Origin of the sequence: Streptomyces bathyalis (genome assembly GCF_015910445.1) — a bacterium.
In the GTDB taxonomy this organism is placed as follows: Bacteria; Actinomycetota; Actinomycetes; order Streptomycetales; family Streptomycetaceae; genus Streptomyces; species Streptomyces bathyalis.
In genome coordinates this window covers 1,215,978-1,242,747 of the sequence record NZ_CP048882.1, presented here as the reverse complement: position 1 = coordinate 1,242,747, position 26,770 = coordinate 1,215,978, and the positions used below count along the sequence as shown (strand labels likewise).

The 26,770-nt window shown below is 69.1% G+C and carries 20 protein-coding genes and 1 pseudogene; 14 read left to right on the top strand and 7 right to left on the bottom strand.

Annotation, left to right across the window (positions count from 1 at the left end; all coding sequences use genetic code 11):
* Nucleotides 1-6 precede the first annotated feature (6 nt).
* The 12 genes from G4Z16_RS05465 (at nt 7) to G4Z16_RS05410 (ending at nt 14,357) form a co-directional block, all read left to right on the top strand.
* Nucleotides 7-1,443, top strand: a complete 1,437-nt coding sequence (locus G4Z16_RS05465) for a fumarylacetoacetate hydrolase family protein (protein WP_197349460.1) — start codon at nt 7-9, stop codon at nt 1,441-1,443.
* Entirely contained in the window at nt 1,440-2,366 is a 927-nt protein-coding gene (dapA, locus tag G4Z16_RS05460; RefSeq protein ID WP_197349459.1) for a 4-hydroxy-tetrahydrodipicolinate synthase, read from the top strand. The genes G4Z16_RS05465 and dapA overlap by 4 nt, the downstream gene beginning before the upstream one ends.
* A 6-nt stretch (nt 2,367-2,372) precedes the next feature.
* Nucleotides 2,373-3,857, top strand: a complete 1,485-nt coding sequence (gene hpaE, locus G4Z16_RS05455; protein ID WP_197349458.1) for a 5-carboxymethyl-2-hydroxymuconate semialdehyde dehydrogenase — start codon at nt 2,373-2,375, stop codon at nt 3,855-3,857.
* Nucleotides 3,857-4,870 (top strand): 3,4-dihydroxyphenylacetate 2,3-dioxygenase, encoded by a 1,014-nt coding sequence (gene hpaD, locus G4Z16_RS05450; protein ID WP_197349457.1) that lies wholly within the window; start codon nt 3,857-3,859, stop codon nt 4,868-4,870. The genes hpaE and hpaD overlap by 1 nt, the downstream gene beginning before the upstream one ends.
* Nucleotides 4,871-5,288: 418 nt before the next feature.
* Nucleotides 5,289-5,822: a 2,4'-dihydroxyacetophenone dioxygenase family protein gene (locus G4Z16_RS05445; RefSeq protein WP_197349456.1), complete on the top strand. Its 534-nt coding sequence runs from the start codon at nt 5,289-5,291 to the stop codon at nt 5,820-5,822.
* 75 nt (nt 5,823-5,897) lie between these two features.
* The gene (locus G4Z16_RS05440) at nt 5,898-7,175 is read left to right on the top strand and encodes an MFS transporter (RefSeq protein ID WP_246530692.1); all 1,278 of its coding nucleotides are present in this window, start codon (nt 5,898-5,900) and stop codon (nt 7,173-7,175) included.
* Entirely contained in the window at nt 7,172-8,251 is a 1,080-nt protein-coding gene (locus tag G4Z16_RS05435) for a 2,3-butanediol dehydrogenase (RefSeq protein WP_197349454.1), read from the top strand. The genes G4Z16_RS05440 and G4Z16_RS05435 overlap by 4 nt, the downstream gene beginning before the upstream one ends.
* Before the next feature lie 14 nt (nt 8,252-8,265).
* On the top strand, nt 8,266-9,000 hold the full coding sequence (locus G4Z16_RS05430) for an SDR family NAD(P)-dependent oxidoreductase (protein ID WP_246530691.1): 735 nt from the start codon (nt 8,266-8,268) through the stop codon (nt 8,998-9,000).
* A gap of 241 nt (nt 9,001-9,241) precedes the next feature.
* A complete protein-coding gene (locus G4Z16_RS05425; protein ID WP_197349453.1) occupies nt 9,242-10,228 on the top strand; it encodes a helix-turn-helix domain-containing protein in 987 nt (328 codons plus the stop codon).
* Between the two features lie 83 nt (nt 10,229-10,311).
* A complete protein-coding gene (locus tag G4Z16_RS05420; RefSeq protein WP_207794543.1) occupies nt 10,312-11,265 on the top strand; it encodes an AraC-like ligand-binding domain-containing protein in 954 nt (317 codons plus the stop codon).
* A gap of 130 nt (nt 11,266-11,395) precedes the next feature.
* A complete protein-coding gene (locus G4Z16_RS05415) occupies nt 11,396-12,808 on the top strand; it encodes an aldehyde dehydrogenase family protein (protein WP_197349451.1) in 1,413 nt (470 codons plus the stop codon).
* A 31-nt stretch (nt 12,809-12,839) separates the two neighbouring features.
* Nucleotides 12,840-14,357, top strand: coding sequence for a GMC family oxidoreductase (locus tag G4Z16_RS05410; RefSeq protein ID WP_197349450.1), 1,518 nt, complete (start codon nt 12,840-12,842; stop codon nt 14,355-14,357).
* A gap of 132 nt (nt 14,358-14,489) precedes the next feature.
* On the opposite strand, the pseudogene G4Z16_RS32325 reads toward G4Z16_RS05410, so the two are convergent.
* The 6 genes and pseudogenes from G4Z16_RS32325 to G4Z16_RS05380 form a co-directional block, all read right to left on the bottom strand.
* A pseudogene (locus G4Z16_RS32325) lies at nt 14,490-14,924 on the bottom strand (N-acetylmuramoyl-L-alanine amidase); the annotation flags it as partial.
* Between the two features lie 1,835 nt (nt 14,925-16,759).
* Complete coding sequence (locus G4Z16_RS05400; protein ID WP_197349448.1) at nt 16,760-17,788, bottom strand: ABC transporter ATP-binding protein; 1,029 nt, start codon at nt 17,786-17,788, stop codon at nt 16,760-16,762.
* 14 nt (nt 17,789-17,802) lie between these two features.
* Nucleotides 17,803-18,774: an ABC transporter ATP-binding protein gene (locus G4Z16_RS05395; protein ID WP_197349447.1), complete on the bottom strand. Its 972-nt coding sequence runs from the start codon at nt 18,772-18,774 to the stop codon at nt 17,803-17,805.
* Nucleotides 18,771-19,634, bottom strand: coding sequence for an ABC transporter permease (locus tag G4Z16_RS05390; RefSeq protein WP_197349446.1), 864 nt, complete (start codon nt 19,632-19,634; stop codon nt 18,771-18,773). The genes G4Z16_RS05395 and G4Z16_RS05390 overlap by 4 nt, the downstream gene beginning before the upstream one ends.
* Complete coding sequence (locus tag G4Z16_RS05385; RefSeq protein ID WP_197349445.1) at nt 19,631-20,575, bottom strand: ABC transporter permease; 945 nt, start codon at nt 20,573-20,575, stop codon at nt 19,631-19,633. Before G4Z16_RS05385 ends, G4Z16_RS05390 begins: the two co-directional genes overlap by 4 nt.
* Nucleotides 20,575-22,092: an ABC transporter substrate-binding protein gene (locus G4Z16_RS05380; RefSeq protein WP_216865956.1), complete on the bottom strand. Its 1,518-nt coding sequence runs from the start codon at nt 22,090-22,092 to the stop codon at nt 20,575-20,577. Before G4Z16_RS05380 ends, G4Z16_RS05385 begins: the two co-directional genes overlap by 1 nt.
* 189 nt (nt 22,093-22,281) lie before the next feature.
* Between G4Z16_RS05380 and G4Z16_RS05375 the strand changes: the two genes are divergently transcribed.
* A complete protein-coding gene (locus tag G4Z16_RS05375) occupies nt 22,282-22,932 on the top strand; it encodes a DUF1028 domain-containing protein (protein ID WP_197349443.1) in 651 nt (216 codons plus the stop codon).
* 103 nt (nt 22,933-23,035) lie between these two features.
* Here the strand turns inward: G4Z16_RS05375 and G4Z16_RS05370 are convergent, their stop codons facing one another.
* On the bottom strand, nt 23,036-23,683 hold the full coding sequence (locus tag G4Z16_RS05370; protein ID WP_197349442.1) for a helix-turn-helix domain-containing protein: 648 nt from the start codon (nt 23,681-23,683) through the stop codon (nt 23,036-23,038).
* 1,844 nt (nt 23,684-25,527) lie between these two features.
* Between G4Z16_RS05370 and G4Z16_RS05365 the strand changes: the two genes are divergently transcribed.
* On the top strand, nt 25,528-26,760 hold the full coding sequence (locus G4Z16_RS05365) for a 4-hydroxybenzoate 3-monooxygenase (RefSeq protein ID WP_246531218.1): 1,233 nt from the start codon (nt 25,528-25,530) through the stop codon (nt 26,758-26,760).
* The last annotated feature ends 10 nt before the right edge of the window (nt 26,761-26,770 follow it).

Sequence of the window (26,770 nt, the reverse complement as noted above, 5' to 3'; positions counted from 1 at the left end):
GCCGACATGACACATCCACTCGGGACAGCGCCGTCGAAGGTGATCGCGGTGCATCTGAACTATCCGAGCCGGGCGCGTGAGCGGGGGAGGGCGCCTTCGCAGCCCTCGTACTTCCTGAAACCGCCGTCGTCGCTGGCGGGTACGAAGGAAGCACTGGAGCGGCCGGCCGGGTGCGAACTGCTGGGTTTCGAGGGCGAGATCGCTCTTGTGATCGGCTCACGCGCGCAGCGAGTCCCGCCCGGTGAGGCGTGGTCGCATGTGCGGTGGGTGACGGCTGCGAACGATGCAGGCGTGTACGACCTGAGGTATGCCGACCGGGGCTCGAATCTGCGCTCAAAGGGTGCCGACGGGTTCACACCTCTCGGGCCCCGGCTGCTGGACGCCCAGGAATTGGATCCGGCTGGGCTGCGGTTGCGTACCTGGGTCAACGGTGAGCTGGCGCAGGACGACACGACCGGTCAACTGCTGTTTCCCTTCAACGAGTTGATCGCGGACCTGTCGCGGCTGGTGACCCTGGAGCCGGGCGATGTGATCTTGACCGGAACGCCGGCCGGGGCGTCGGTGGTGCGGCCCGGCGACGTGGTCGAGGTCGAGGTCACTGCCGGAGAGCTGTCCACCGGGCGGCTGCGCAACCCGGTGGCTGAGGGGCCGGTCTTGGAACCGTTCGGGGCGATGCCCCGGGTGGACGTAGCAGAACGCGCCGCCGCATGGGGGTCCGCGTGGATGCCGGAACCGGCACTCGATCCCCGGCTGGCGGAGGGACTGCGATCCGTGGCAGTGGCCACCTTGAGCGCGCAGTTGCGCAAGCGGGGGCTGCCGCACATGTCGATCGACGGAGTACGCCCGAGCCGGCCGGGCCAGGAAATGGTGGGCGTGGCGCACACGCTGCGGTATCTGCCGCTGCGGGAGGACCTGTTCAAGCGGCACGGCAACGGGTTCAACGCGCAGAAGCGCGCGATCGAGGAGATCCAGCCGGGCCATGTGCTGGTGATGGACGCCCGCCAGGATGCCACCGCCGGCACGCTGGGCGACATTCTCGCCCTGCGGGCACAGAAGCGGGGTGCGGCCGGGGTCGTCACCGACGGCGCTGTCCGCGACAGCGCCGCCATCGCGGAGCTGGGTCTGCCGGTCTACGCGGCCGGCGCCCATCCCTCGGTACTGGGGCGCCGGCACGTTCCGTGGGACACCGGCATCCCTGTCGCGTGCGGGGGCGCGCTGGTGCAGCCCGGCGACCTCTTGGTCGGTGATGCGGACGGCGTCGTGGTCGTACCGCCGGATCTGGCCGAGGAGTTGATCGCCGACTGCCGTGAGCAGGAACGGCAGGAGTGCTTCATCACCGAGCAGGTCCATGCCGGAGAGAGCGTCGATGAGCTGTACCCCCTGGGTCCCGCCTGGCGTGAGCAGTACGAGAAGTGGTGCGAGGAAGAAGGAGCAGACGCATGAAGTTCCGTAGCGACCCGGCCGGTATCCGTGGCTCGATCGCCCCTATCGTCACTCCCTTCACCGGCACCGGTGCCGTCGACCACGAGAGCCTGCGTGGCCTGGTGCGCTTCCAGCTCGAAGCCGGCTCGCACGGCATATCCCTCGGTGGCTCGACCGGTGAGCCCTCGGCGCAGTCGGTGGAAGAACGCATCGCGGGAATGCGCACGGCGGTGGAGGAGATCGGCGACCGGGTGCCGTTCCTGCCGGGTACCGGCTCCCACACGTTGGAGGAAACCCTCGAAATCACTGCGGCCGCAAAGGAATTGGGCGCAGATGCCGCCTTGGTGATCACCCCGTATTACGCGCGGCCCACGCAGGAAGGGCTCTACCAGTGGTACGCGACGGTGGCGCGGAAGTTTCCAGACCTGCCGATCGTCGCCTACAACGTGCCCTCCCGCACGGCGATCGACATCGCCCCCGACACCGTCAAGCGACTGTTCGTCGAGTTCGACAACTTCGTCGGGGTGAAGGAGACCACCAAGGACTTCGAGCACTTCTCGCGCGTCCTGCACGCCTGCGGCCGGGAGTTGCTGGTGTGGTCCGGCATCGAACTGCTCGGCCTCCCCCTGCTCGCCCTCGGCGGCACCGGCTTCGTCTCCGCGGTGGCGAACCTCGCGCCGCAGGCGGTGGCGCGGATGTACGAACTGTGGGAGGCCGGAGACTTCGAGGCCGCACGGGACCTGCACTACGCGCTGCACCCCCTGGTCGACCTCCTCTTCGTGGAGACCAACCCCGCACCGGCCAAGTGGGTGCTGGCCCAGCAAGGCCGCATCGCCTCCGCCCACGTCCGCCCGCCGCTGGTGCAGCCCACCCAAGCCGGGTTGGCCCGCATACGCACCCTGTTGGCCGAGGGCGGCGACCTCACACAGCAGATCGGAGAGTAACTGCTGATGACCATCGACAACCTCCCCACCCGCATCCAGCACTGGATCGGCGGCGAACTCCTCGACTCAGCAGACGGCCGTCTCTTCGACGTCGCCGATCCCGTCACCAACACCCCCTACGCGCAAGCCGCCAGGGGATCGCAGGCCGATATCGACCGTGCGGTGGCCGCCGCAGGCAACGCGTTCCCGGGATGGAAGGGGATCTCGAACCGAGAGCGGGCGAACACACTCAACCGGATCGCAGACGCGGTAGAGGCCCGGCACGAGCAGCTCGCCCGGTTCGAGTCCTTCGACTCGGGCCTGCCCATCACCCAAGCCAAGGGGCAGGCCAAGCGGGCAGCGGAGAACTTCCGCTACTTCGCCGACGTCATCGTCGCCCTGGGCGAAGAGGCCTTCCGGCAGGCCGACTCCCAGTTCTCTTACGTCGTGCGCAGCCCCGTCGGCGTCGCCGGGCTCATCACGCCGTGGAACACCCCGTTCATGCTGGAGTCCTGGAAGCTCGCCCCGGCGATCGCCTCCGGCTGCACTCTCGTCCTGAAGCCGGCCGAATGGACCCCGCTGTCGGCGTCGCTGTGGCATGAGATCTTCGCCGAGGCCGGGCTCCCGGCCGGGGTGGTCAACATCGTCCACGGCGTCGGCGAAGAGGCCGGCCAAGCCCTGGTCGACCACCCCGACGTGCCGCGGATCTCCTTCACCGGCTCCACCAGCACCGGTCGCCACATCCTCCGCTCCAGCGCGGACCATCTGAAGGCCGCTTCCATGGAGTTGGGCGGCAAGTCACCCGTCGTCGTCTTCGCCGACGCCGACCTCGATGCCGCTCTCGACTCCGTCGTCTTCGGCGTCTTCTCCCTCAACGGCGAACGCTGCACTGCCGGCTCGCGTGTCCTGGTCGAGCGCGCCGTCTACGACGACTTCACCCAGCGCCTCGCCCGTCGAGCCGAGCAGGTGAAGGTCGGACCGCCCGCCGACCCCGCCACCGAAGTCGGCGCCCTCGTCCACCCCGACCACTACCAACGCGTCCTCGACTACGTCGACATCGGACGCAAGGAAGGCACCCTCATCGCCGGCGGCACCCGGCCCGCCCACCTGCCCGACGGCAACTACCTGCAGCCCACCGTCTTCGCCGACGTCACCCAGGACGCCCGCATCTTCCAAGAGGAGATCTTCGGCCCCGTCGTAGCCGTCGCCCCCTTCGACACCGAGACCGAGGCGATCACTCTCGCCAACGCCACCCAGTACGGGCTGGCCGCCTACATCTGGACCAGCAACCTGCAGCGGGGCCACCGCCTCGCCCACGCCGTCGAATCCGGCATGGTCTGGATCAACTCCCACAACGTCCGCGACCTACGAACCCCCTTCGGCGGCGTCAAGGCGTCCGGGGTGGGCCGCGAAGGCGGCGCCCACTCCGTCGACTTCTACACCGAGTCCAAGATCGTCCACGTCGCCATGGGCCACGTCCACACCCCCAAGTTCGGAGGAGGCACCTCCTGATGACCAAGGCCGCCACCCCCAACGCCCCGGACGTCGTCCGCTCCGCGTACGCGCAACTCGTCGTCACCGACATCGCCCGAGCCCGCTGGTTCTGGGCCGACATGCTCGGCTTCCACATCCAGTACGAAGACGACGCCACTCTCTGCCTGCGCGGCATGGACGAACTCACCCATCACTCCCTCGTCCTTCGCCAAGGCGACACCCCAGCCCTCGACCACCTCGCCTACCGCGTCCGCACGCCCGACGACGTCGACAAGGCGGAGAGCTACTTCCACTCCCTCGGCCGACCCACCCGCCGCATCAAGGCCGGCGACGGCACCCCCGGCATCGGAGACGCCGTGCGTGTCATCGACCCTCTCGGCTTCCCCGTTGAGTTCTTCTACGAGATCGACCACGCCGAACGCCTCATCCAGCGCTACGACCTCCACCACGGCGCGGAGATCGCCCGCCTCGACCACTTCAACATCTGCACCCCCGACATCCCCGCCGCCTACGCCCACTACGAAAACCTCGGCTTCGGCTGCTCCGAGACCATCGAAGGCGATGAACACGAGCTCTATGCCGCCTGGATGTACCGCAAGCAGACCGTCCACGACGTCGCCTTCACCGGCGGCGCCGGGCCACGCCTCCACCACATCGGCGTCGCCACCCACGAATCCCACAACGTCCTGCGCACCGCCGACATCTTCGGCGCCCTCCACAAGGAACGCCACATCGAACGTGGGCCCGGACGGCACGGCGTATCCAACGCCTTCTACGTCTACCTCCGCGACCCCGACGGCCACCGCGTCGAGATCTACACCAGCGACTACTACACCGGCGACCCCGATCACCAGACCTACCGCTGGAACGTCCACGACGACCGCCGCCGCGACTTCTGGGGCAACGCCGTGATCGAATCCTGGTACAAGGAAGCCACCCCCGTTCTCGACCTCGACGACAAGCCCCAACCCGTCACCGATGCCGTCCTCGACGAATCCGCCGTCGCCGTCGGCGCGGACGGACTCGGCTGAGGAAGCAAGCGAGAATTACGGGCGAGGCGGAGCACGGCTTCGCAAGGTGAATTCGTCGGCACGCAGTCAGCGAATCTCTGACTCAGGTCACTGACGTCACCGAAGCCGGGCTCCGCCGCGTGGCCGGTCCGGTGAGTCTGTGGGACGAGCACCTCCAGCGGAGCCTTGCCGGATTCGACCAGGACCTCGGGCTTCCGGCCGACAACGTAGTAGCGGGCTCCCGTAAGAGACGTCGTTTCCGTGCTTCCCGACCAGCCGCGGGAGTTCCGGGAGACCGTCCTGTCGGCCCGGCTGAGCTGCCGCCGGTTCGACGTCGACGTGTCCGGAATCGGCAAACGGTGATGTCTCGCGTGGGAAAGACGCGCCTCGCCTCTCACGGTTCACTTCCAGAAACCGACAGAGCGGAATGGAGAGCACCATGCCCGAGGAAGCCGGCAGCGAATTCTGGAAGAACCTCAAGCCGATCCAGAACTCCTTCAAGCCGGACGCACTGCCCGAGGTCTACCTCTCTCAGGTGGCCACGGATGACGATCGCTACTACGTACCGTTCTCGGAGACTGTCGGCTCACGTCCGCTGTGGATCAACGTCAAGGACAACACTTGGGCCGACATTCTGCGGTCCAAAGAGGCGGGGTTGGTCAACCGGCATTACCACCCGCACGAGGTCTTCGCCTACACGATCTCCGGGAAGTGGGGCTATCTCGAGCGGCCCTGGACCGCGCACGCCGGTGACTTCGTCTACGAGGCACCGGGCGAGGGGCACACCCTGGTCGCTTACGACAGCGACGAGCCCATGAAGACGCTCTTCATCGTCAAGGGCCCGCTGATCTGGCTGGACGAGAACGGCGAGACGGCCGGCCACTTCGACGTCCATGACTACATCGACATGTGCCGCAAGCACTACGAACAGGTCGGACTCGGTGCCGACACCGTCGACTCCCTGTTCCGATGATCCGGCTCGTCCCAATAACCAGAGGTCACCATGACCGGTACCAGTAACCACCCCGGTACAGCGGTCCCACCCACTGTGGGTGAAGCAAACCGCTATGAGAACCGGCTGCTGCTCATCCTGTTCCTGTCCTTCGGGTTCGTCTTCTTCGACCGCCAGGCGCTGTCCTTCCTGGCCCCGTTCATCAACAAGGACTTCTCCCTGTCCAACACCGAGTTGGGCACGCTCTCCGGGGTGCTGGCGCTCACCTGGGCGCTGTCGGGGATGGTGGCCGGCCGTCTGTCGGACCGGCTGGGGAGGCGTAAGCCGTTCCTGGTGGCGGCTGTTGTGCTCTTCTCCTGCTTCTCCGCCGCGGGCGGGCTGGTGGCCGGTTTCATCGGCCTGCTCGCCGCTCGAGCGCTCATGGGGGTGGCGGAGGGCGCGGTACTGCCGCTGTCGCAGTCGCTGATGGTGGAGGCGTCACGGGAACACCGCCGTGGCCTCAACATGGGCCTGCTGCAAGGCTCGTCGGCCGGGCTGCTGGGAGGGATCCTCGCCCCGCTGGCCGTGGTGTGGATTGCCCAGCAGTACAGCTGGCGCACGGCCTTCCTGGTGACGATCATCCCGGGCCTGCTCATCGCGGCCTGGATCGCGAAGTCGGTGCGTGAGACCCCACCGCGCGGCAAGGCCCGCGTCGGTGGTGAGACCGACGCTGTGGCGGGTCCGGCCGGCCCCAAGGTGTCGGTACGGGAAGTCCTGGGGCACCGCAACATCGTGCTGTGCGTGCTGGCGGCCTGCTGCTACCTCACGTGGTTCGTCGTCATCATCACCTTCACGCCCACCTATCTGCAGACCGTCAAGGGTTTCTCCCCGGGCACCATGAGCGGCGTCATGACCTGCTTCGGGGTGGCGTGGGTCCTGTGGGGGTTCCTCACTCCCGCGATCTCCGACCGCATAGGCCGCAAGCCCACCATGATCGTGTTCTCGGCCGTCGCGGCACTTTGCCCGATAGCAGTGGTGTATGTCGCCGACCCGCTGGCGCTGGCCCTGGTCGTGGTGTTCACCTACACCGGCCTGGGCTGCTTCACCCTGTTCATGGCCACGATCCCCGCCGAAACGGTGCCACGCGGCGCACTGGCCACCGCGCTCGGTCTCGTCATGGGGGTCGGTGAGCTGGCCGGTGGTTTCCTTTCCCCCATGATCGCCGGGCGCGCCTCGGATGCCTGGGGTCTGGAGGTGGCGATGTTCATCTCCGCCGGCGGAGCGGTCGCGGTCGTGCTGCTCTCCTGCGGGCTTCGGGAAACCGCACCGCGTGTGCTGCGCCGGCGGGCCGCCCGTGTCTCCGCTCCGGGCGGAGCGGCAGGAACGGCCGAATGAGGGCCGCGGTCTGGCACGGAGCCGGGGACGTCCGCATCGAGGAGGTGGGTGTTCCCGAACCGGGGCCCGACGAGGTTCTCCTCAAGGTGGCCTACTGCGGGATCTGCGGCAGCGACCTGCACGAGTACGCCGACGGGCCGCATGCCATCCCGGTCACCGAGCCGCATCCGGCCTCCGGCACGATGGCGCCGCTCGTCCTCGGCCACGAGTTCTGCGGGACGGTCCTGTCGCTCGGATCGGCCGTGACCGGGGTCGCCGCCGGTGACCAGGTGGCGATCGAGTCGAACTACCGGTGCGGGACCTGTCCGCGCTGCCGGGACGGCGAGTACAACATCTGCCGGCACTTCGGCTTCGCCGGCCTGATGGGCGATGGAGGAATGGCCGAATACGCCGCCGTCCCCTCCTACATGGTGCACCGGCTCCCTGCGGGCGTGTCGATGGAGCAGGCCGCTCTCTTCGAGCCGGCCTCGGTCGCCCTGCACGCACTGCGGCGCGCCGGCACAGCACCCCGCGCGGTAGCGGTCGTCGGTCTCGGACCGGTCGGCCTGCTGACTGTGCTGCTCGCCGCCGAGCGCGGCGTGCCGCGGATCATCGCAGCGGACCTCTCCCCGGATCGACTGGACATCGCCGCACGGCTCGGCGCCACCGACCTCATCGACGCAGGTGTGGACGCTCCGGGGGAGCGGATGCGCGAACTGGCCGACGGTGAGGGCGTCGACGTCGCGTTCGAGGTGGTCGGTTCCGAGACCGCCCTCCACACCTGCCTCGATGCGACCCGGCGCGGCGGACGGGTCGTCCTCGTCGGACTGGCTCAGGAAGTGCGCCTGGACGCCTTCGCCCTGGTCAACAAGGAGCAGTCGATTGTTGCGAGCGTCGGCTACCGCGACACCTACCCGGAGCTCATCCGACTGGTGGGGGAGCGAGGCCTCGACCTGACACCCGTCGTCACCTCGACCGTGGCCCTCGAAGACGTGATCACCGACGGCTTCGAAGCTCTGCTGAACGACGCGGGAAAGCAGATCAAGATCCTGGTGGAGCCTGCGCCCCAGTGCCGGAACGCCACTTTCGCCGACTGAAAGGAGACTCTGACGTGACCACCGGAATGCCGCCCGACGCCTTCGCCGGCCGAAGCGTCCTGATCACCGGGGGGACCTCCGGCATCGGTGCCGCAACGGCTGTCCTCTTCGCCCAGCTGGGCGCCGACGTGCACGCGCTCGGCCTGGTTCCTGCGTCGCCGGATGAACTGCCCCGGCACGAACGGGTCCACGTGGCGGAGCAGGACGTCACCGATCGCGACGGGCTTGCCCGCCGGATAGCGGCATGCGGCCGCATCGACCACCTGGTCACCTGCGCCGGTGTCAGCAGGGACCGCGACGAGTACGAGGTTGCTGCCTGGGACCAGGTGCTGGCCGTCAACCTCAGCGCCACCATGGCTGCCTGCCAGGCGGCGCGCCCGCAGCTCGTCCGGACCGCCGGGAGCATCGTCACCGTCTCGTCGATGTTCGGTTTCTTCGGAAGCCGGGACCGGCCCGCCTACAGTGCGAGCAAGGGCGGCATCTCTCAGTTGACCCGGTCCCTGGCCGCCGAGTACGCGGCGGACGGTGTCCGCGTGAACGCGGTCGCACCGGGCTTCGTGACAACCCCGCTCGCTCGCGGCGTAATCGACGATCCGGACGCCGCGCAGGCGGTGCTGGCCCGTGTCCCACTCGGCCGGTTCGGCCGACCGAACGAGATAGCCACCGCGATCGCCTTCCTGTGCTCGCCGGCCGCCTCATACGTAAATGGAGCCATCCTCCCGGTCGATGGGGGATACCTGGCCGTCTGACCTCCGGTCGGCCCGCTGCGGCCGGCGCCGGGTCGCATTCCACCCTGGACCGTTTTCGGGCGCCTGCTGGTGCCGAAAGGCTTGCCCCTGCCCCAGCGGAATGCGGATTCTCGCACCGGCGAACCCTACGGGCGCTCGGGTATGTACCCCCAGCGCCACTCGCTCTACCCTGCTGGGCACCCGCACGATTGCGCCTGCATCCCGAGCAGTGCGAAGGCATGCGCACGGTAAGGAGGCCGACATGCCCGTACTCGCTGTCTCCACCGTGTCGACGAGATCCGTCGCCCCCGCGGACCGGGTCGAATTCTGGGAGGAGCACAATCGGCGAGCGCTGGTGGGACTGACCTGCTCGCCCTATTCAGATCAGGGCTTGCTGGCCTCAGAGACCAACATCGAGCTCGGCGACATTCGGATGGCTGAAATCGCCGGCAACGAACACGTCATCGAGCGCACGCCGCGAACCTGCCGGGCGTTTCCGAAGGACTCCGTATTCGCCACCCTGCTGACAGCCGGCAAGGGGGTGTTTTTCCACGCGGGTGGCTGCCTCCTCCTGGAGGCAGGTGACCTGGTGCTCTACGACACCCGACGCTCGTACCTGTTCGGATTTCCCTCAGCCATGCGGCAGTTGCTCGTGGACATCCCCCGCGAAGTGTTCCGCCAACGTTGCGCTGAGGGCGACGTATCGGCACCGATCCTCTTCGGCAGGGGCTCGGCATCTGAGGGCGCACTCATCTCCACGCTGAGGTCGACGCTTTCCGACTCTGCCACGCGGGCGCGTGAAGGAGCCGATGTGGCGGCGGACACCGAGGACATCGTGCTGGACCTCGTCCGATCACTCGCCACGCCGCTTCTGGATGACCGTTCCGTGTCTGTCGACCGGTTCTCCCAACTGGCTGTCGCCAAGGACTACGTCGACCGGCACCTGCGCGACGCCCGGCTGTGCGCCGAGCAAGTAGCGGAAGCAGTCGGCGTGTCGACCCGGCACCTCAGCCGGATCTTCGAACCCACGGGAGTAAGTCCGTCACGCCACATCCTCGAGCAGCGGCTCACGAAGGCCCGCGAGCAGCTCACTTGCACCGGTTCCCGCGACCTCACGGTTGCGGAGGTCTCCCACTACTGGGGCTTCGCCAGCCAGGCACACTTCACCCGGGTTTTCCGAGAGCGGTTCGGGCAGACACCCGGCGAGGTACGTCCAGTCGCCGCACGTCCCGCCTCCAGCGATGGCTAGGCAGCTGCCGACAACGCGGTCGGCCCTATGCCGAATGCGGGGCCTACCGTCGCAAATACGATGCGCGTTTCGGTGAGGTAGCGATGTCCGACCAGCCACGTCGCTTGTCGACCGGTCCGCCGGAGGATCTGCAGGACCTCGCGGCGTATCGCGCCAAGGTCTCCCACGCTGTCGTCTCACTCGACGTCCACGCCGGGGACCCCGACAGCTTCCGCGGAAGGCTCAGGGCAGGAGTCACCGGCGACATCCACCTGTTCGACATGCATGCCGACGCGCATGCGGTCCACCGCACCCCGGTCCTCATCGCCCGGGCACCGCAGCGGTACTTCAAGTTCTCACTCATCGAGCAAGGCACCGGCATGATCGTCCAGGACGGTCGCGAGACCGAACTCAGGCCCGGCGACATGGCGCTCTACGACACAGACAAGCCGTACTCGTTCCTGTTCGACGACTGGACCCGCATGTCGATCGTCATGTTTCCGAGGGAACTGCTCGGCATTCCGGCCGACTTGCTCGCCGGTCTCACAGCCGTACGGCTCGACAGCACGAGCGGCGCCGGCGCCACGATCCGTCCCTACCTCAGCGCCCTCTCGCATCAGATCGGCCAAGTCGAAGGCCATGTGGCCCAGCGTCTGTTCCGCACCGCGTTCGAGCTGGTTGGCACCCTCCTCGAGGACAACCTCGCGAGCGCTTCGCCCGCCGGCAATCACGGCGCGCTGCTGCGCCGCATTCTGAACTACATCGACGAAAACCTCGCGCAGCCGGATCTGTGCCCCACGCAGATAGCTGCTGCTCATTTCATCTCCGTCCGGCACCTTCACGCACTCTTCAGCGATCAGTCCACGACGGTCTCGACCGTGATCCGCACCCGGCGACTGGAGCGGTGCTACGACGAACTCGTCAATCCACTGCTCAACGGAAGGCCGGTCACGGCCGTCGGACGCGCGCACGGGTTCGCCGACGCAACGCACTTCAGCCGGGCATTCCGCGCTCACTTCGGGGTGCCGCCCTCGGCCGTGCGCCGCGAGAACGCTTGACTGCGCCCTTCTCACGACCCGCCCCGAATCTCTGCACGCGGCGTCAATCCCTCTGCACAGAAGGCAAACCGGCGCGCGGCACCTCGATCCGAGAATGAGCCCTCTTGCTCACGCGATCGAGGAGGATCCCATGTCCGAGGCGACGGCCACCCTCTTGGACCTGATCACCGTCCCGCCAGATGCCGGACGCGCGATCCCCGATGCAGCCACGGGCGAGACGATCGGCTACGCGCCCGTGCACACCGTCGCGGACCTCGATGCTGCGATCGAGGCAGCGCGGAAGGCGCAGACCGCGTGGGCCCGACTCGGGCACGCCGAGCGGAGCCGCCTTCTGAACGAGATCGCGGACGACATCGAGGCGCACAGCGAGGAGTTGGCCGTCCTCCTCTCCCGCGAGCAGGGCAAGCCGCTCGACGGGCCCAACGCGCGCTTCGAAGTGGGCGCCTGCGCAGCGTGGACGCGCAACGCAGCGGACACCGTGCTCGAACCCGAAGTGCTCCTCGAAGCAGGGGACAGCCGCGCCGAGCTCCATCACGTTCCACTCGGCATCGTCGGCGCTATCGGTCCGTGGAACTGGCCGATGATGATCGCCGTCTGGCAGATGGCTCCGTCACTGCGCATGGGCAACGCAGTCGTCGTCAAGCCCAGCGAGTACACCCCGCTCTCGGTGCTCGCGCTGGTCGAGGTCTTCAACCGCCACCTGCCCCAAGGCGTGCTGACAGCGGTTTCGGGCGATCGCGAGGTCGGTGCCGCCCTCGCCGCCCACCCCGACCTCGACAAGATCATGTTCACGGGGTCGACCACGACCGGCCGCAAGATCGTGGAGAGCTCGTCGCACAGCCTTGCCCGGCTCACACTCGAACTCGGCGGCAACGACGCCGGCATCGTGCTGCCGAGCGCCGATGTGGGGTCGATCGCCGAGGACCTGTTCTGGGGCATTTTCATCAACACCGGCCAGACCTGCGCCGCCCTCAAGCGACTGTACGTCCATGAATCCCTGTACGAGCAGGTCGTCGACGTCCTTGCGGGCATGGCGGAGCGTATGCCGATGGGCAACGGGCTCGAGCCGGGCAACGTGCTCGGCCCGCTGCAGAACAGGAAGCAGTTCGACATCGTCAGCCGGCTCGTCGAAGACGCTCGCCGGTGGGGCGCCCGCGTTGTCGTGGGCGGCGAGCCCGCGACCGAGCTGGGGCCGCTGTTCTACCGCCCGACCGTCGTCGCGGACATCGAGGACGGAGCGTCACTGGTCGATGAGGAGCAGTTCGGACCCGCGATCCCGGTCATCCGTTACACCGATGTCGACGACGCCATAGCGAGGGCCAACGCGAGCGAGCAGGGTCTCGGCGCCTCGGTGTGGTCGGACGACCCCGACGCCGCGCTGGCAGTGGCTGAGCGGCTCGAAGCCGGCACTGTCTGGATCAATCAGCACGGCGCCCTCAACCCGCTCGTGCCGTTCGGTGGCATCAAGTCGTCCGGCTACGGCATGGAGTTCGGGGTGCAGGGTCTGAAAGCCGTCGCCGCGCCCAAGGTGGTCTCGCGGTGACCGCACGGCACACGGAGCGAGGGGACCGGCGATGACGGAGAACTTCGACGCGATCGTTGTCGGTGCCGGCACCGCCGGGTCGATCGTCGTCAGGCGGCTCGTGGACGCGGGGCGCCGCGTGCTGCTGCTCGAGGCGGGCGGCCGCGACGAGAACCCGATGATCCACGACATAGCGGGGATGGGGACTCTCTGGCACGGGCCCGAGGACTGGGACTACTACACGGTCCCGCAGAAACACGCGGACGGTCGGCGACTGCACCTGCCACGCGGCAAGGTGCTCGGCGGGTCGCACTCGCTCAATGCCGCGATCTGGGTGCGCGGGCTTCCCGCCGACTACGACGGCTGGGCCGCCCGGGGATGCGAGGGCTGGGGCTGGGACGACGTCCTGCCCGTGTTCCGCGGCATCGAGAACTGGCAGGGGGAACCCTCGACTCTGCGCGGCCAAGGTGGGCCCATCGACGTGGTCGGTGACGGCGACCTCGTGCCCATCCAGCAGGCCATCATCGATGCGGCCGTGCAGACCGGCGTTCCCTACAACCCGGACTACAACGGCGAGGTCATCGACGGCATATCTCAGCAGCAGATCACCGTCCGGGGCGGGACACGGCTCACGAGCTACATCGCCTACGTGCGCCCTGTCGAAGACAGCGACTTGCTCGAGGTGCGCACCGGAGCCTGGGTGCACCGCCTCCTGCTCGACGGGCCCCGGGTCGTCGGCGTCGAGTACGAGGTCGGGGGCGCGCTCATGCGGTCGCAGGCCGACACCGTGGTTCTGTCGGCCGGCACGCTCGACTCGCCGCGCATCCTGTTGCGGTCGGGTATCGGACCGGCCAAGGAACTCCAGGACCTGGGGATCGAGCCCGTGCGGGACCTGCCCGGCGTCGGCCAGAACCTGCACGACCACCTGCTCTCACCCGTGATCTTCACGACCGACGCACGGGAGGTCGCACCGCCGCAGCCGCACGTGTCGGTCACCCAGACACACCTGTTCTGGCGCAGCGACCCGTCACTGCCGGTGCCCGACACGCAGCCCATCAACTTCAGCGTGCCGATGTACGAGCCGTGGATGGAGGGACCCGCGCACGGCTTCTCGCTCATGGCGGGCCTCATCACTCCGCGCAGCCGCGGCTCGGTCACCTTGACGGGACCAGGCCCCTACGACCCGGTGGCGATCGACCTCGGCGCACTCGAGGACAAGCGTGACGTCGCATCGCTCGTAGCCTCGGTCCGCCAGTGTCGCCAGATCGGCCGTGCTCCCGCTCTCGCGGACGGGTGGGGTGCCCGTGAGCTGTACCCGGGTCCCGAGCATGGCGACGACGACATCGAGGCGTGGGTGCGTAGGACCGCGATCAGCTACCACCATCAAGTCGGCACGTGTCGCATGGGCGTCGGCGATGACGCAGTCGTCGACCCGCAGCTCCGTGTAGCGGGCCTCATGGGTCTGCGCGTGATCGACGCCTCCGTCATGCCGACCATCGTCTCAGGCAACACGAACGCACCGACCGCGCTGATCGGCGAGAAGGGCGCGGCGTACCTGCTGGCGGAGTGAGTCGGATCGACGGCTCTGCGCTCCGGCCGTGGGCGCCCCGCGGACGCGTCCCGGTGGCTCGGCATGGCGCTGAGCCACCGGGACGCTCCCTGTCTCAGAGCTGACGTGCCTCCCGTCGCGCGATCATTCGTTCACGTAACCCATGTACTTGTCCCAGTCCCAGTTCGGACCGGGGTCCGTGTGGTCGTTACCCGGGACCTCGGCGTGGCCGACGATGTGCTCGCGGTCCTTCGGGATGCCGTACTTGTCGGCCAGGCTCCTCGTCAGCGAGGCCGAGGAACGGTACATCTCCTCGGTGAAGTACGACGGGTCGTCGACGAAGCCCTCGTGCTCGATGCCGATCGAGGTGGGGTTGCCGTTGCCGACGTGCCAGGCGGTATCGCCGTCGTCGACCATCTGGGTCACCTCGCCGTCGGCGGAACGCACCACGTAGTGGGCGCTGACCTCCGCGTCCGGGTTCTTGAACCAGTTGATCGTGCTGTCGTAACTGCCCTGCGTGACGTGGATGACGATCTGTGAGATCGGCGCGCTCCGGCCGGGCGTGTAGTTCGCCGGGTCGGCCGGGTCGAAGTTGGGCGGCGGTGCGGGAGCCTCGGCGGCCGGCGGTGCCGGGGCGGGTGCGGGTGGTGGAGCGGGTGCTTCGGCGGGCGGCCCAGCGGGTGGCGGTGCCGGTGCCTCGGCGGGCGGCCCAGCGGGTGGCGGTGCCGGTGCGGGTGCCTCCGTTGGTGGCGCCGCGGGTTCCTCGACTGGTGCCGGTGCCGGTGGGGGTGCGGGTGTGTCGGCGGGGAGGCCGTCGGCTGCGTGTCGTTCAGGTTCCTCGACTGGTGCCGGTGCCGGTGCCGGTGGGGGTGCGGGTGTGTCGGCGGGCAGGCCGTCGGCTGCGTGTCGCTCCGGTTCCTCGACCGGCGCAGGTGCGGGAGGACCGTCGTTCGCAGGCGGGGGCCCCGCAGGCGCCGGAGCCGGACCACCAGTCGTCGGCGGTCCCGCAGGAGCCGGAGCCTGTCTCGGCGTCGGAGTCTCAGCGGACGGTGGCGGGCCCGCAGGCCCCGGTGCCGGAGGCCCATCGTTCGCGGGCGGCGGTCCCGCAGGAGCCGGAGGCTGTCCGGGCGTCGGAGTCTCAGGGGCCGGCGCCGGACCCACAGGTCCCGGTGCCGGAGGACCATGATCCGCAGGCCCCGGAGCCGGAGCCGGACCATCGTTCCCGAGGCCGGGTGGTGGGCCCGGAGCGTGATCCGGAGCCGGGTCGTCGTTGGCGGGAGCGGGACCGGGACCCGCAGGCCCCGGAGCCGGGCCGTCGTTGACGGGACCGGGAGCCGGGTCGTCGTTGGCGGGACCGGGGGCTGGACCATCGTTCCCGGGGCCGGGTGGTGGGCCCGGAGCGTGATCCGGAGCCGGGTCGTCGTTGGCGGGAGCGGGACCGGGAGCGGGACCGGGAGCGGGACCGGGAGCGGGACCCGCAGTCCCCGGAGCCGGGCCGTCGTTGACGGGACCGGGGGCCGGGTCGTCGTTGGCGGGACCGGGGGCTGGACCATCGTTCCCGGGGCCGGGTGGTGGGCCCGGAGCGTGATCCGGAGCCGGGTCGTCGTTGGCGGGACCGGGAGCCGGCCCGTCGTTGGCGGGAGCGGGACCGGGAGCCGGGCCACTACCCGCGGGCCCGACCAGACCATCGTTCCCCGGCCCAGGTGGCGGACCCGCAGGTCCCGGAGCCGGGCCACTACCCGCGGGCCCGACCAGACCATCGTTCCCAGGCCCCGTCGGCGAACCCGCGGGGCCCGGAGCGGGAGCGTCAGCCGCGGGCCCCACCAGACCACCGTTCCCAGGCCCGGGCGCCGGTGCGTCGTTCGCAGGCGCCGACGGCGGGGAGAACGAGTTGGTGCCGTGCTGGTCGGAGAGGGCCCCCGCCCCGTCATTGCCGCTGGGACCGTTCTGGGGACCCGCGCCGCCGACGTCACCCGGGCTCGCCTGGGTGCTCGATCGGACGCTCCCCTGCGCGCTCGTGTTCGAGTCGGGGCCAGGTCCTGAATCCGGGGCGGAGTTCGAGCTCGTGGTCGAGTTGGATCCGGGCCCGGAGTCGTCTGCGGCAGCCGTTCCGGCGGCTACGACACTCGCGACAACGGCACCCGCGATGACGAATCCACCGCGCAGAGCGGCAGATCCCGGCAAACTGCGTCTCTTTGACTCTGATGGACGACGGTGACGTCCTGCCATTCGTCTTCCTTTCCTCGGCCGGCGCGCGGTCGGCGCCGGTTTGTGGGTTCGTTGTGCTCATGGAGCCCAATGAGCAGGGCATTGGCGCTACTTACGTGGGCAGGCCTGCTGAGATCGGCCGCCCGAACTCCTCCCGGTGTCGGGATGGTCAAGTGGTGCTCCCTTCTGGTCGGGGACCCGGCGCTGACTGCCGGTCAGTGCACGAAGCGGCGGAGCCGCTCCGGCGAGAGCGAGTCGCCGGTGCGTATGCACCAGGCGACGTGGTTGTCGGAGACGGTGGTCTGCGGCACGGGTTCGGCGCATTCGTCCACAGCCATGGGGCAGCGGGTGCGGAACACGCAGCCGGACGGTGGATCGAGTGGGCTGGGCGGATCGCCGCCGAGCAGGATCCGCTCACGGTTCTTCTCCGTGGCCGGGTCCGTGTCGGGCACCGCGGACATGAGCGCCTGCGTGTACGGGTGTGCGGGCCGGGCGTAGAGGTGGTCCGTGGTGCCGGTCTCCATGAGGCGGCCGAGGTACATCACGACGACGCGGTGGCTCATGTGCTCGACAGCGGCCAGGTCATGGGAGATGAACAGGTAGGTCAGCCCGAGTTCGTCCTGCAACTCCCGGAGCAGGTTCATGATCTGCGCCTGGACCGAGACGTCGAGCGAGGCGGTCGATTCGTCCAGGACGATCAGGTCCGGATCCGCCGCCAACGCGCGTGCGATGCTCACACGCTGGCGCTGGCCGCCGGAGAGTTCGTGCGGGTACCGGACGGCGGTCTCACGCAAGAGCCCTACGAGATCGAGGAGTTCGGCCACTCTGCGGTTGCGTTCGGCCCGGCCGGAGAGCATCCGGTGCACGTCCATGGGCTCCCGCACGGTCGCACCGACCGTGCGCCGCGGGTCGAGCGAGGAGTACGGGTCCTGGAAGACCATCGCGATACGCCGCCGCAGTTCGCGCGCCTGGGCGCCCCGGGCGGCCAGTACGTCCCGGCCGCCGAGCCGGACCGTTCCCGACGTGGGCGTGACCAGGCGGATCAGCGCGTTGCCTATGGTCGACTTGCCGGACCCCGACTCACCGACCAGGCCCAGCGTCTGCCCGCGCCCGATGGCGAAGGACACGTCCTCGACGGCGTGCACCCATGACGGACGGCGTCCTTCCCGGGGGCCGGGGAATCGTACGGACAGGCCCCGCACATCGAGCAGCGGTGCGGGCGGGGTCTCCTGGGCGGCGTCCATGCCTGGTTCGCTTCTCAACGGCCCTCCGGGCAGAACGTGCGGGCGTAGTGGCGCGTGCCGACCTCCAGCAGTTCCGGGACCTCGGTCTCGCACCGCGGGTCTTCCTTGACGGGGCAGCGGTCGAAGAAGACGCAGCCGGGTGGCAGGGCGCGGGGGTCGGGGGGTGTCCCCGGGATGGCGGTGAGCTGGTCGCGTCGCTTGCCGAGGACCGGACGTGCTCCCAGCAGGCCGCGCGTATAGGGGTGTACGGGCGCCCCGTGCAGGGTTCCGGCCGGTGCTTGCTCGACCACGTGCCCGCCGTACATCACGACGACGTCGTCGGCGAGTCCGCCCACCACCGCGAGGTCGTGGCTGATCCAGACGACCGCCATGCCCGTGCGCTCCTGCCGCTCGCGCACGATGTCGAGGATCTGCGCCTGCGTCGTGACGTCGAGGGCTGTCGTCGGCTCGTCCGCGATCAGGACGTCCGGTGAGCAGGACAGCGCGATCGCGATCATCACGCGCTGCCGCATGCCCCCCGACAGCTGGTGCGGGTACGCGTCCAGCCGTCGGTCGGGGTCGGGGATGCCGACCGAGTCGAGGAGTTCGCGCGCACGGCTGCGGGCGGCTCTGCGGGTGGCGCCGAGATGTTCCTCGATGCCCTCGGTCATCTGCCGTTCGACGGTGAGCAGCGGGTTGAGCGAGGTCATCGGTTCCTGGAAGACGAATCCGAGCCGCCGCCCCCGTATGCCGCGGAGTTCACGTTCGGACAGCTTCAGCAGGTCCTCTCCGCCGAGCAGGGCGCTGCCGGTCACGGTCGCCGACGGTGGGACGAGACCGGCCGCGGCGAGCACGGTCATCGACTTCCCCGACCCGGATTCGCCGACCACGCCGAGGGTCCGTCCGGCTTCCACGGACCAGGACACCCCTCGTACGACATGGGCCGCGTGCCTGCCGCGGCCGAGTACGACCGTGAGGTCGCGCACGGCGAGACCCGGTGCCTTCATCGGCCACTCCTGGACTCGATGACGGAGCGCTGGCGGGGGTCCAGCACGTCGCGCAGCCCGTCACCCACGAGATTGAACGCCAGGACCGTGACGAAGATCGCGAGCCCCGGGAACACGCTCATCCACCAGGCGTCCGTGAAGCCCTTGCCGTCGAAGAGCATCCGTCCCCAGGACGGTTCGGGCGGCTGCACGCCGAGCCCCAGGAACGACAGCGCCGCCTCCGAGAGAATCGCGAACGCCAGGCTGAGCGAGGTCTGGACGATGACCGGCGCCGAGACGTTCGGCAGTACGTGGGTACGTATGATCCACAGCGGCCCGGCGCCGATGCCGGCCGCCGCCCGAACGTAGGGCTCCTCGCGCAGGGCCAGCGTGCTCGCGCGGGTGACGCGGGCGAACACCGGCACGTACACCACGCCGATCGCGACCGTCGCGGTGGTCACCCCGGGCCCCAGCACCGCGACGATGGCGATGGCGAGAAGCATGATCGGGAACGCGAAGATCACATCGACGAGGCGCATGACCACGGTGTCGGCCCACCCCCGGAAGTATCCGGCGACAAGACCGAGCGTCACCCCGGCGACCAGCGCGATGCCCACACTGAGCAGGCTGACCCGGAGCGAGACCCGGGCGGCGAGGACGACCCGGCTGAGGACATCGCGCCCCAGGTCGTCGGTGCCGAACCAGTGCTCCGTGCTGGGTGGTTGCAGGGCACGGGTGACGTCGACGGCGTTGGGGCCGTAGGGCGCGAGCATCGGTCCCGCGAAGGCCAGGACGGCAAGCAGGACGATGACGCCGAGACCGGCCGCCGGCACGGGGCGGCGCAGCAGGTGACTCCACACGGAGAACGGCCGCGCGCTCATCGGAGGGACATCCTCGGGTCGATGCGCCCGTACAGCAGGTCGACGAGCAGGCTGACGAGCAGGAAGAGCGCCGCGACCAGCAGCACCGCCCCCTGCACCACGGGATAGTCACGCGCGGAGACGGCGTCGAAGGTCAGCCGCCCGAGCCCCGGCCAGGCGAAGACCACCTCGACCACGATGATCCCGCCCATCAGGATCGCCGCCTGTACGCCGATCACGGTGACGACGGGGACCATCGCGTTGCGCACCACGTGGCGGCCCATCACGATGCGGTGCCGCAGCCCCTTCGCGCGGGCGGTGCGCACGTGCTCGGAGCCGAGCGCCTCCAGGACCGCGCTGCGGACGAAGCGGGTGATGATCGCTCCGGATACGAGGCCCACTGCCGTCGCCGGCATGATCACCCTGGACAGCCAGCCGAGGGGGTCCTCGGTCAGCGGCACGTAGCCGGAGGGCGGCAGCCACCCCAGCGTGCTGGAGAACAGCAGGACGAACAGGATGGCCAGCCAGAAGTCGGGTACGGACAGGCCGAGTTGGCTGACGATGCGCACGATCGTGTCGCTGATCTTCCCCTGTCGGGCCGCTGCGTAGACGCCCAGCGGAAACGCGATGCCCACGGCGACGACCATCGCCGCGAACGCCAGCGACACCGTGGCCGGCAGGCGCTCGAGCAGCACGAGCGTGACGGGTTCGCCCGTGCGGAAGCTCACCCCGAGGTCACCGGTGAGGGCGCTGCCCACGTAGTGGAAGTACTGGCTGACCAGGGGCCGGTCGAGCCCGGAAGCCTCGCGCAGCGCCTCGTAGGACTCCTGTGTGTACTGCGTGCCCAGGGCGACCCGCACCGGGTCGCCCGGCACGAGGTGCATCAGCGCGAAGACGACGACTGTCACGCCCAGCAGGACGACCGCGGCGTGCCCGGTACGGAGCAGGGAGAATCGCAGCATCAGCCGGTCAGCCCCACATCGCGGAAACGGACGGCAGAGTCGCTGCGGGCCTTGTATCCCTTCAACTGCGGTGCCCACGCCTGCACGACGTCGGGGTTGTAGAGGTAGATGTAGCTCGCGTCGTCGGCTATCTTCCGGGCGGCCTCCGCGTAACGCTTCTTGCGGGCCTTCTTCTCGGTCTCCTCCTGGCCCTCCTCCAGCAGCCGGTCGACCTCGGAGTTCGAGTACTTCTGGAAGTTGAAGTCGCCCTTGGTGTGATGCTGGGCGTAGTAGAAGTCCTCCGGGTCCTGGCTGCCGAGCCATCCGAGCATCAGCATGTCGAATTCGCCCTTGCTCTGCTTGTCCAGCCAGGTGGCGAAGTCGACCTCGCGGGGCTTGACGGTGACGCCGATCTTCTCGAGTTGGGAGGCGATCACCTGGCCCGCGGTGACCGTCTCCGGATACTCCTTGGTCACCAGCATGTCGATCTTCAGGTCACGCACGCCCGCCGCCGCGAGCAGCTTGGCGGCCCGCCGTGGGTTGTGCGAGTAGGGCGAGTACGCGGTGTGCCAGGGATTGGTCTTCGGTATGGCCAGTTGGTTCACGGTCGCGTTGCCGTACTGCGTGGCCTGGACGATGGCCTTGCGGTCGATGCCGTAGGCGATGGCCCGTCTGACCCTCGGGTCGCCGAACGGCTCCCGCTTCTGGTTGGTCGCCAGATACCAGTAGTCGTTGCCCACAGCCGTGTCGAGCTTCAGATCCTGGTTCTGCGAAACGCGCTCGACCTGCTGCGGCGGGATGTTGTCCGTCCAGTTGACCTCCCCGGCTTCGAGGTCCGCGACGGCTGTCGTGGGCTCGGGTATGAACCGGAAGGTCAGCGACGGGATCTCCGGAGTGCCGCCCCACCAGCGGGAGTTGGCCTTCAGCCTGACCGACTCGCCGGGGTTGTAGTCGTCGACGGAGAACGGCCCGGTGCCGACCGGGTGCGTCTTGATCTTCCCGCTCTCGACGTTCTTCTTGTTGACGATGGCAAGCCCTTTGTGGCCGCCGATTCTGGAGAGCAGGTTGTATATGGGCTTGTCGAGCTCGAGTACGACGGTCGAGTCGTCCGGTGCCGAGATGTGCTCGATGCCTTCGAATCGCCAGGCGTTCCCCAGCTTCTCGTCGATGATGCGCCGGTACGAGTAGACGACGTCGTCCGCGCCGAACTTGGAGCCGTCCTGCCAGGTGATGCCCTCACGGAGGGTGAACGTCCAGGTGAGCCGGTCCTTGCTGACCTTCCAGCGCTCGGCCAGCGCCGGTCGCATCGTGAGGTTCTCGTCCGGCTCGACGAGTGTGTCGAAGGTGTTCTCCAGCACCTCGAAGGAGAAGTAGGACGACGTGCGGTGCGGGTCGAGTTGATCCGGCTCGCCGGCGATCGCGGCCACGACGCCGGAGCCGTCCTTGCTGAGGCCGCGGTCCACTCCGGTGCCGGGCGAGCAGGCACCGAGCAGGGCTGATACGAGTGCGGCGCCTGCCCATCGGCTCAGCCGTCTCACGCCTGTCATCCCCCGCTTCGGTCGACTGGTCGTCCGCCCGCACCTTCATCATTATGATGAAGGTGCGTCATTATTACGAAGCACGGCGGCACGCTACGAACCTCGGCGAGCGAGGTCAAGACAGCACCCGAAAACCGTTACCCGGAGTTAACTCAGGGCGGCCGCCCGGCCGTTCAGAGAGGAAGACGTGTGACCTATTCCCTGGTGGTACGGGACCGTGACGGAAGCTTCGGAGTCGTCACCGCGTCGAAGTCCCTCGCCGTGGGTGCCTCGGTGCCGGCCGTGGCCGCGGACGCGGGCGCCCTCGTGACGCAGGCCCACACCAACACCACGTTCGCCGAGCGTGGGATCACGCAGCTGCGTGCCGGGTTCGACGCGGCCCGGACGGTCGAACGCCTCATTTCCTCAGACCCGGGACGTTCACTGCGGCAGCTCGCGGTGCTCGGTCCGGCGGGCGACGCCGCTGCGTGGACCGGCCCGGACTGCACGGAGGCCGCGGGACATCTCCTCGGTCCCGGATGTGTGGCCGTGGGGAACTGTCTGAGCGGAACGGCAGTTCTCAGCGCCCTGCGGGACACCTTCCTGGCCTCGGTCGGGGCGCTGCCCCATCGCCTGATCGCGGCGCTCGCCAGCGGCGAGGAGGCCGGTGGGGACCGTCGCGGCAGGCAGAGCGCCGCACTGCGCGTTGCCGGCCCGGCCGACGATGGCAGCCTCCGCTGCGCGGCCCGTGTCGACCTGCGGGTGGACGATCACGGCGACCCGGTCGGCGAGTTGCGCCGCCTCCTCGCGCTGCACGATGTCTTCACGGGCGCGGCGGATCCCTCTCGACGTGGCCGTTGACGGCGCTGCGCGCGCCGGGTGGTCCATGCGTGAGCCCCAACACGGCATGCCGCACGGCCAGTTCGGCGTGACGCCGCTGAACGGCCTTGCCCGTGAGGGTCGGTCAGAAGGCCAGGGGAGTGACCGCTCCGAGCACCACGGTGGTCTCCGTCCCGGGGTTGGCCCACCAGTGGGCGGCTGTGCAGTCGTAGGTGATGGTGTCGCCCTGAGACAGGTCGACGACCTCCTCGCCGATGCTCACCTTGAGCCGGCCTGACAGCACGACGACGCACTCCTGACCCAGGTGGCGATAGGAACGCCCCTCATTGCTGAACCCCGGAGGCACCTCGCTCCGGATCACTTGCAGACGTCCGCTCGACGGGGTCAGCAGTTCGCGCAGCACCTGCGAGTCGCGTGTGTCATCGCTCGGCGCGGGCAGCCGGGGCCCGTGACCGGCGCGGACGACGTGGTGCTCGGGCTCAGCCGCTCCCCGGAGCAACTGCACCAGTGGGATGCCGAGTGCGGCGGCCAGACGCTGCAGAGTCTGGAGGGAGGGATTGCCCTGTCCGCGTTCGAGCTGACTCAGCGCGCCCGTGCTCACGCCCGCGCGGGAAGCGAGCGCCTCGACGGTCATGCCCAGGACGCGCCGCGTCGATCGGACGGTCGTCCCGATGGTGGCGAGTTCGCCGTCACGGTCTCCGGCGGGAGCGCCCCGGGACTCCGCGAACTCCCCTGCTGAACCGTCGGGTTCCCCGGCGGGTTTCCTCGGCATGCCTCACCCCTCGGTGCGCCGCTCCGGTCGGACGCCCCTCATGAGCGCCCCAGGATTCTATGCGTCCGCGGTAGCGCGCCCGCAGCGAAGGTCCCCCACGTCCGCACGCGGTGCGGGTCCGCCCCCAGGCTCACCGATTCCGGTCCGGTCGGCGTCATGCGCCCTCCGCCGCCGGCTGGGCACCGTACCCGTGGCGAGTCGGCTCCGGTTTGCTCTGCGAACCCTTCTCACCCCCGTGATCTCACCAACTGTCCCTGTTTTGCGAACGGTTGGGCGCGTCGAGTGTCAGTCGTCTCGTGGTTCCGGCGCCTCCTGTTGCGGTAGAAACGTCCTGGAGCCGGGGGCGGGCCCCTGAGGAGGCTCCTTGCGCGATTCGGTGGCCCTGACGGCCTGGTCCGGCGAGCGGTCCGCCTGAAGGATCTGCCCAGGGTCGGCCGGGACGGTATCCGAATCGGCCACGACCCGGCTGGTCACTGTGGCTACCGCGACCGGCGGTCCGCTCAGCGCCGGATCGGGCCCGGCGCCACGAGAGATCGGGCCGAACGGAGGGGAAATGGCTGCTGAGGCTCAGGTCGATGTGCTCGACGGGTGGTCGAGACTCGTTCAAATGGTGCCCCCGGCTCGACGCGGCAGGCAGCTTCCCGAGTATCTCGCCAGTGCCACCGGGGTTCCGCTCCGCCGCATCGTTGCGGTCAGGAGTATCCGAAACCGCATCGCCCATGAAGGCACCCGCAGCGTTTCGGACGAGAGTGCCCGCCGAGCCGCGCAGACAATTCGTGAGATGCAAGGTGCGCTTTCTCCTGCGACGCCGTCCGACGCTGCCGCTCCACCCCCGCGATCGCGCCACGACCCTGGGCACGCGGCCCGTCAGGACAGGAGGGGGGAACGGGCAGACCGTGCTCCGGGCTCTGCCACCACCGGGAGCGGTGGGGCCCAGGCGACGGCGAGAGTCGTGTTCTACCGGCCAGTCCGGTGGGGTAACGCGGCGCGTTCGTACACTCTGCGGCTCGACGGGGAACCTTGCGGAACGGTGCGCATCAACCAGGAACTCGCCATCGAGGTAGCGCCGGGATTTCACAGAGCTGAAGCACGAATTGACTGGTCAACCAGTCCAGCCCTGGGATTCAGCGTGCAACCTGGTGAGGTTCTCCGAATGAGGGTGGAGGCAGTCGAACTCGCCAAGCAGGTCTCCGGCGCGTTGAGCTTCAACTGGAAGAACATGCTGCGACTCAGCATTGACTGAGGCCCTCACGGTGGCCCATGGCAGTGGTTCATGCCGCCATGACGGCCAGGGGGCTGCGGCCGAGCAACTCCTCGGCTTCGGGCCTCCGTGCGAGGCGAAGGGGGATGTCCATGCCCTGATGACCGCGCTCCCGTGGCCGTATCGCACGTGCTTCGCCCGGTTGGCCCAGAGTCACCTGTACGTACGGGCCTCGCGCGGACAGTCTGGGACGGACGGGTGCACGGGGCACCGAACGCCTATCCCGAGGGGAGGCCCGTGGACGGTGAGCACCGGCCGCCCCGCGACGGCGGCGTCCACGGTGACAGCCGAGACAGCAACTGTGGCAGTGGCAGTGGCAGTGGCAGTGGTAGTGGCAGGGCTGTGGCGGTGGGCATGCTCGTACTGACCGTGCTCACCGTCGTGATGGCCGCTGCCGCGGCCTGGCGACTGCTGTCGTAGGTCCGTGCGCGGTATGTGCCACAGCCGTGGACGGTCGTTCCGCAGCCCACTCGACCCCACCCCTCATGTGCCACCGTGCCGCTGTACACCAAGATCACGCTGTTCTAATCTTGGGCGCCTGCCCGGTGGTTGACGCTTCGTTCGGGAGGTTCGCGTGGTTCCGGTGCGGCAGGACGCGGATGCCTCCACGCGCATTTCGACGCCGGGCGGCGAGACGACCTCCGTCGTCATCGTCGGCGCCGGCCCCGCCGGTCTCACCCTCGCGAATCTGCTCCAATCGGAGGGCGTCGGCTGCGTGCTGCTGGAGGCCGAGAGCCGGGAGTTCATCGAAGCGCTGCCGCGCGCGGGCTTCCTTGAGGAGTGGGCGGTACGAGCGCTGGAGCGGCGAGGTCTCGCCGGCCCAGGTCTGCTCGGGGCGGAGGCGCAGGGCGACTGCGAGTTCCGGCTGGACGGGACGCGTCACGTCTTCCGCTACGGCGCGCTCTCCGGCCAGCGCCACATCGTCTACCCGCAGCAGTTCCTGGTGACGGACCTGGTGCGCGCCTTCGCCGACGAGGCGGGCGGCGACGTGCGGTTCGGCGCCCGGGACGTCGCCGTGCACGGCATCCGTACGAGCCGTCCCTCCGTCTCCTACACCGATCCGGAAACCGGGCAACAGCGCACCGTCTCCTGCGACTTCGTGGCAGGCTGCGACGGCGCCCGGGGGTCCTCGCGCACCGCGATACCCGACGGCGGCATCGAGGTCTTCCGTCACAATCTCGGCGTGGGCTGGCTGGCGTTGCTGGCCGAGGCACCGCCGTCCGCGGAGAGGGTCGTCTTCGGGCTCCATCCGCAGGGCTTCGCGGCGCACATGGCCCGAGGGCCCCAGGTCACCCGCTACTACCTGGAGTGCCCGCCGGGGGACTCACCGGACAACTGGCCGCACGAGCGCGTCTGGAGCGAACTGCGCACGCGGCTCGGCGCACGCGACGCGGAGCCGCTGAACGAGGGCGACGTGATCGAGCGCCGCGTCCTCGACATGCACAACTACGTTGTGGAACCCATGACTTACGGCCGACTGCATCTTGCCGGCGACGCCGCGCACCTCGTGGCGCCCGTCGCGGCCAAGGGCATGAATCTCGCGCTGAACGACGCGCTGCTGCTGGCCGACGCCTTCCGCGCGTACTACCGGGAGGGCGACGAGAGCGGCCTCGAGGGCTACTCCGACGCCTGCCTGAGGCGGGTGTGGCAGTACCAGGACTTCAACAGGTGGGTCTCCGAGATCGTCCACGGCCCGTCCTCCGGCGACCCGTTCAGGGCCGGGGTGGCCGCGGCCCGGCTGCGGCGCATGACGCGGTCCGAGAAGGCGGGGCGGGCCGTCGCCGGCCTCTACATCGGCAGCGACGCCGACCACTGACGGCCCGGGG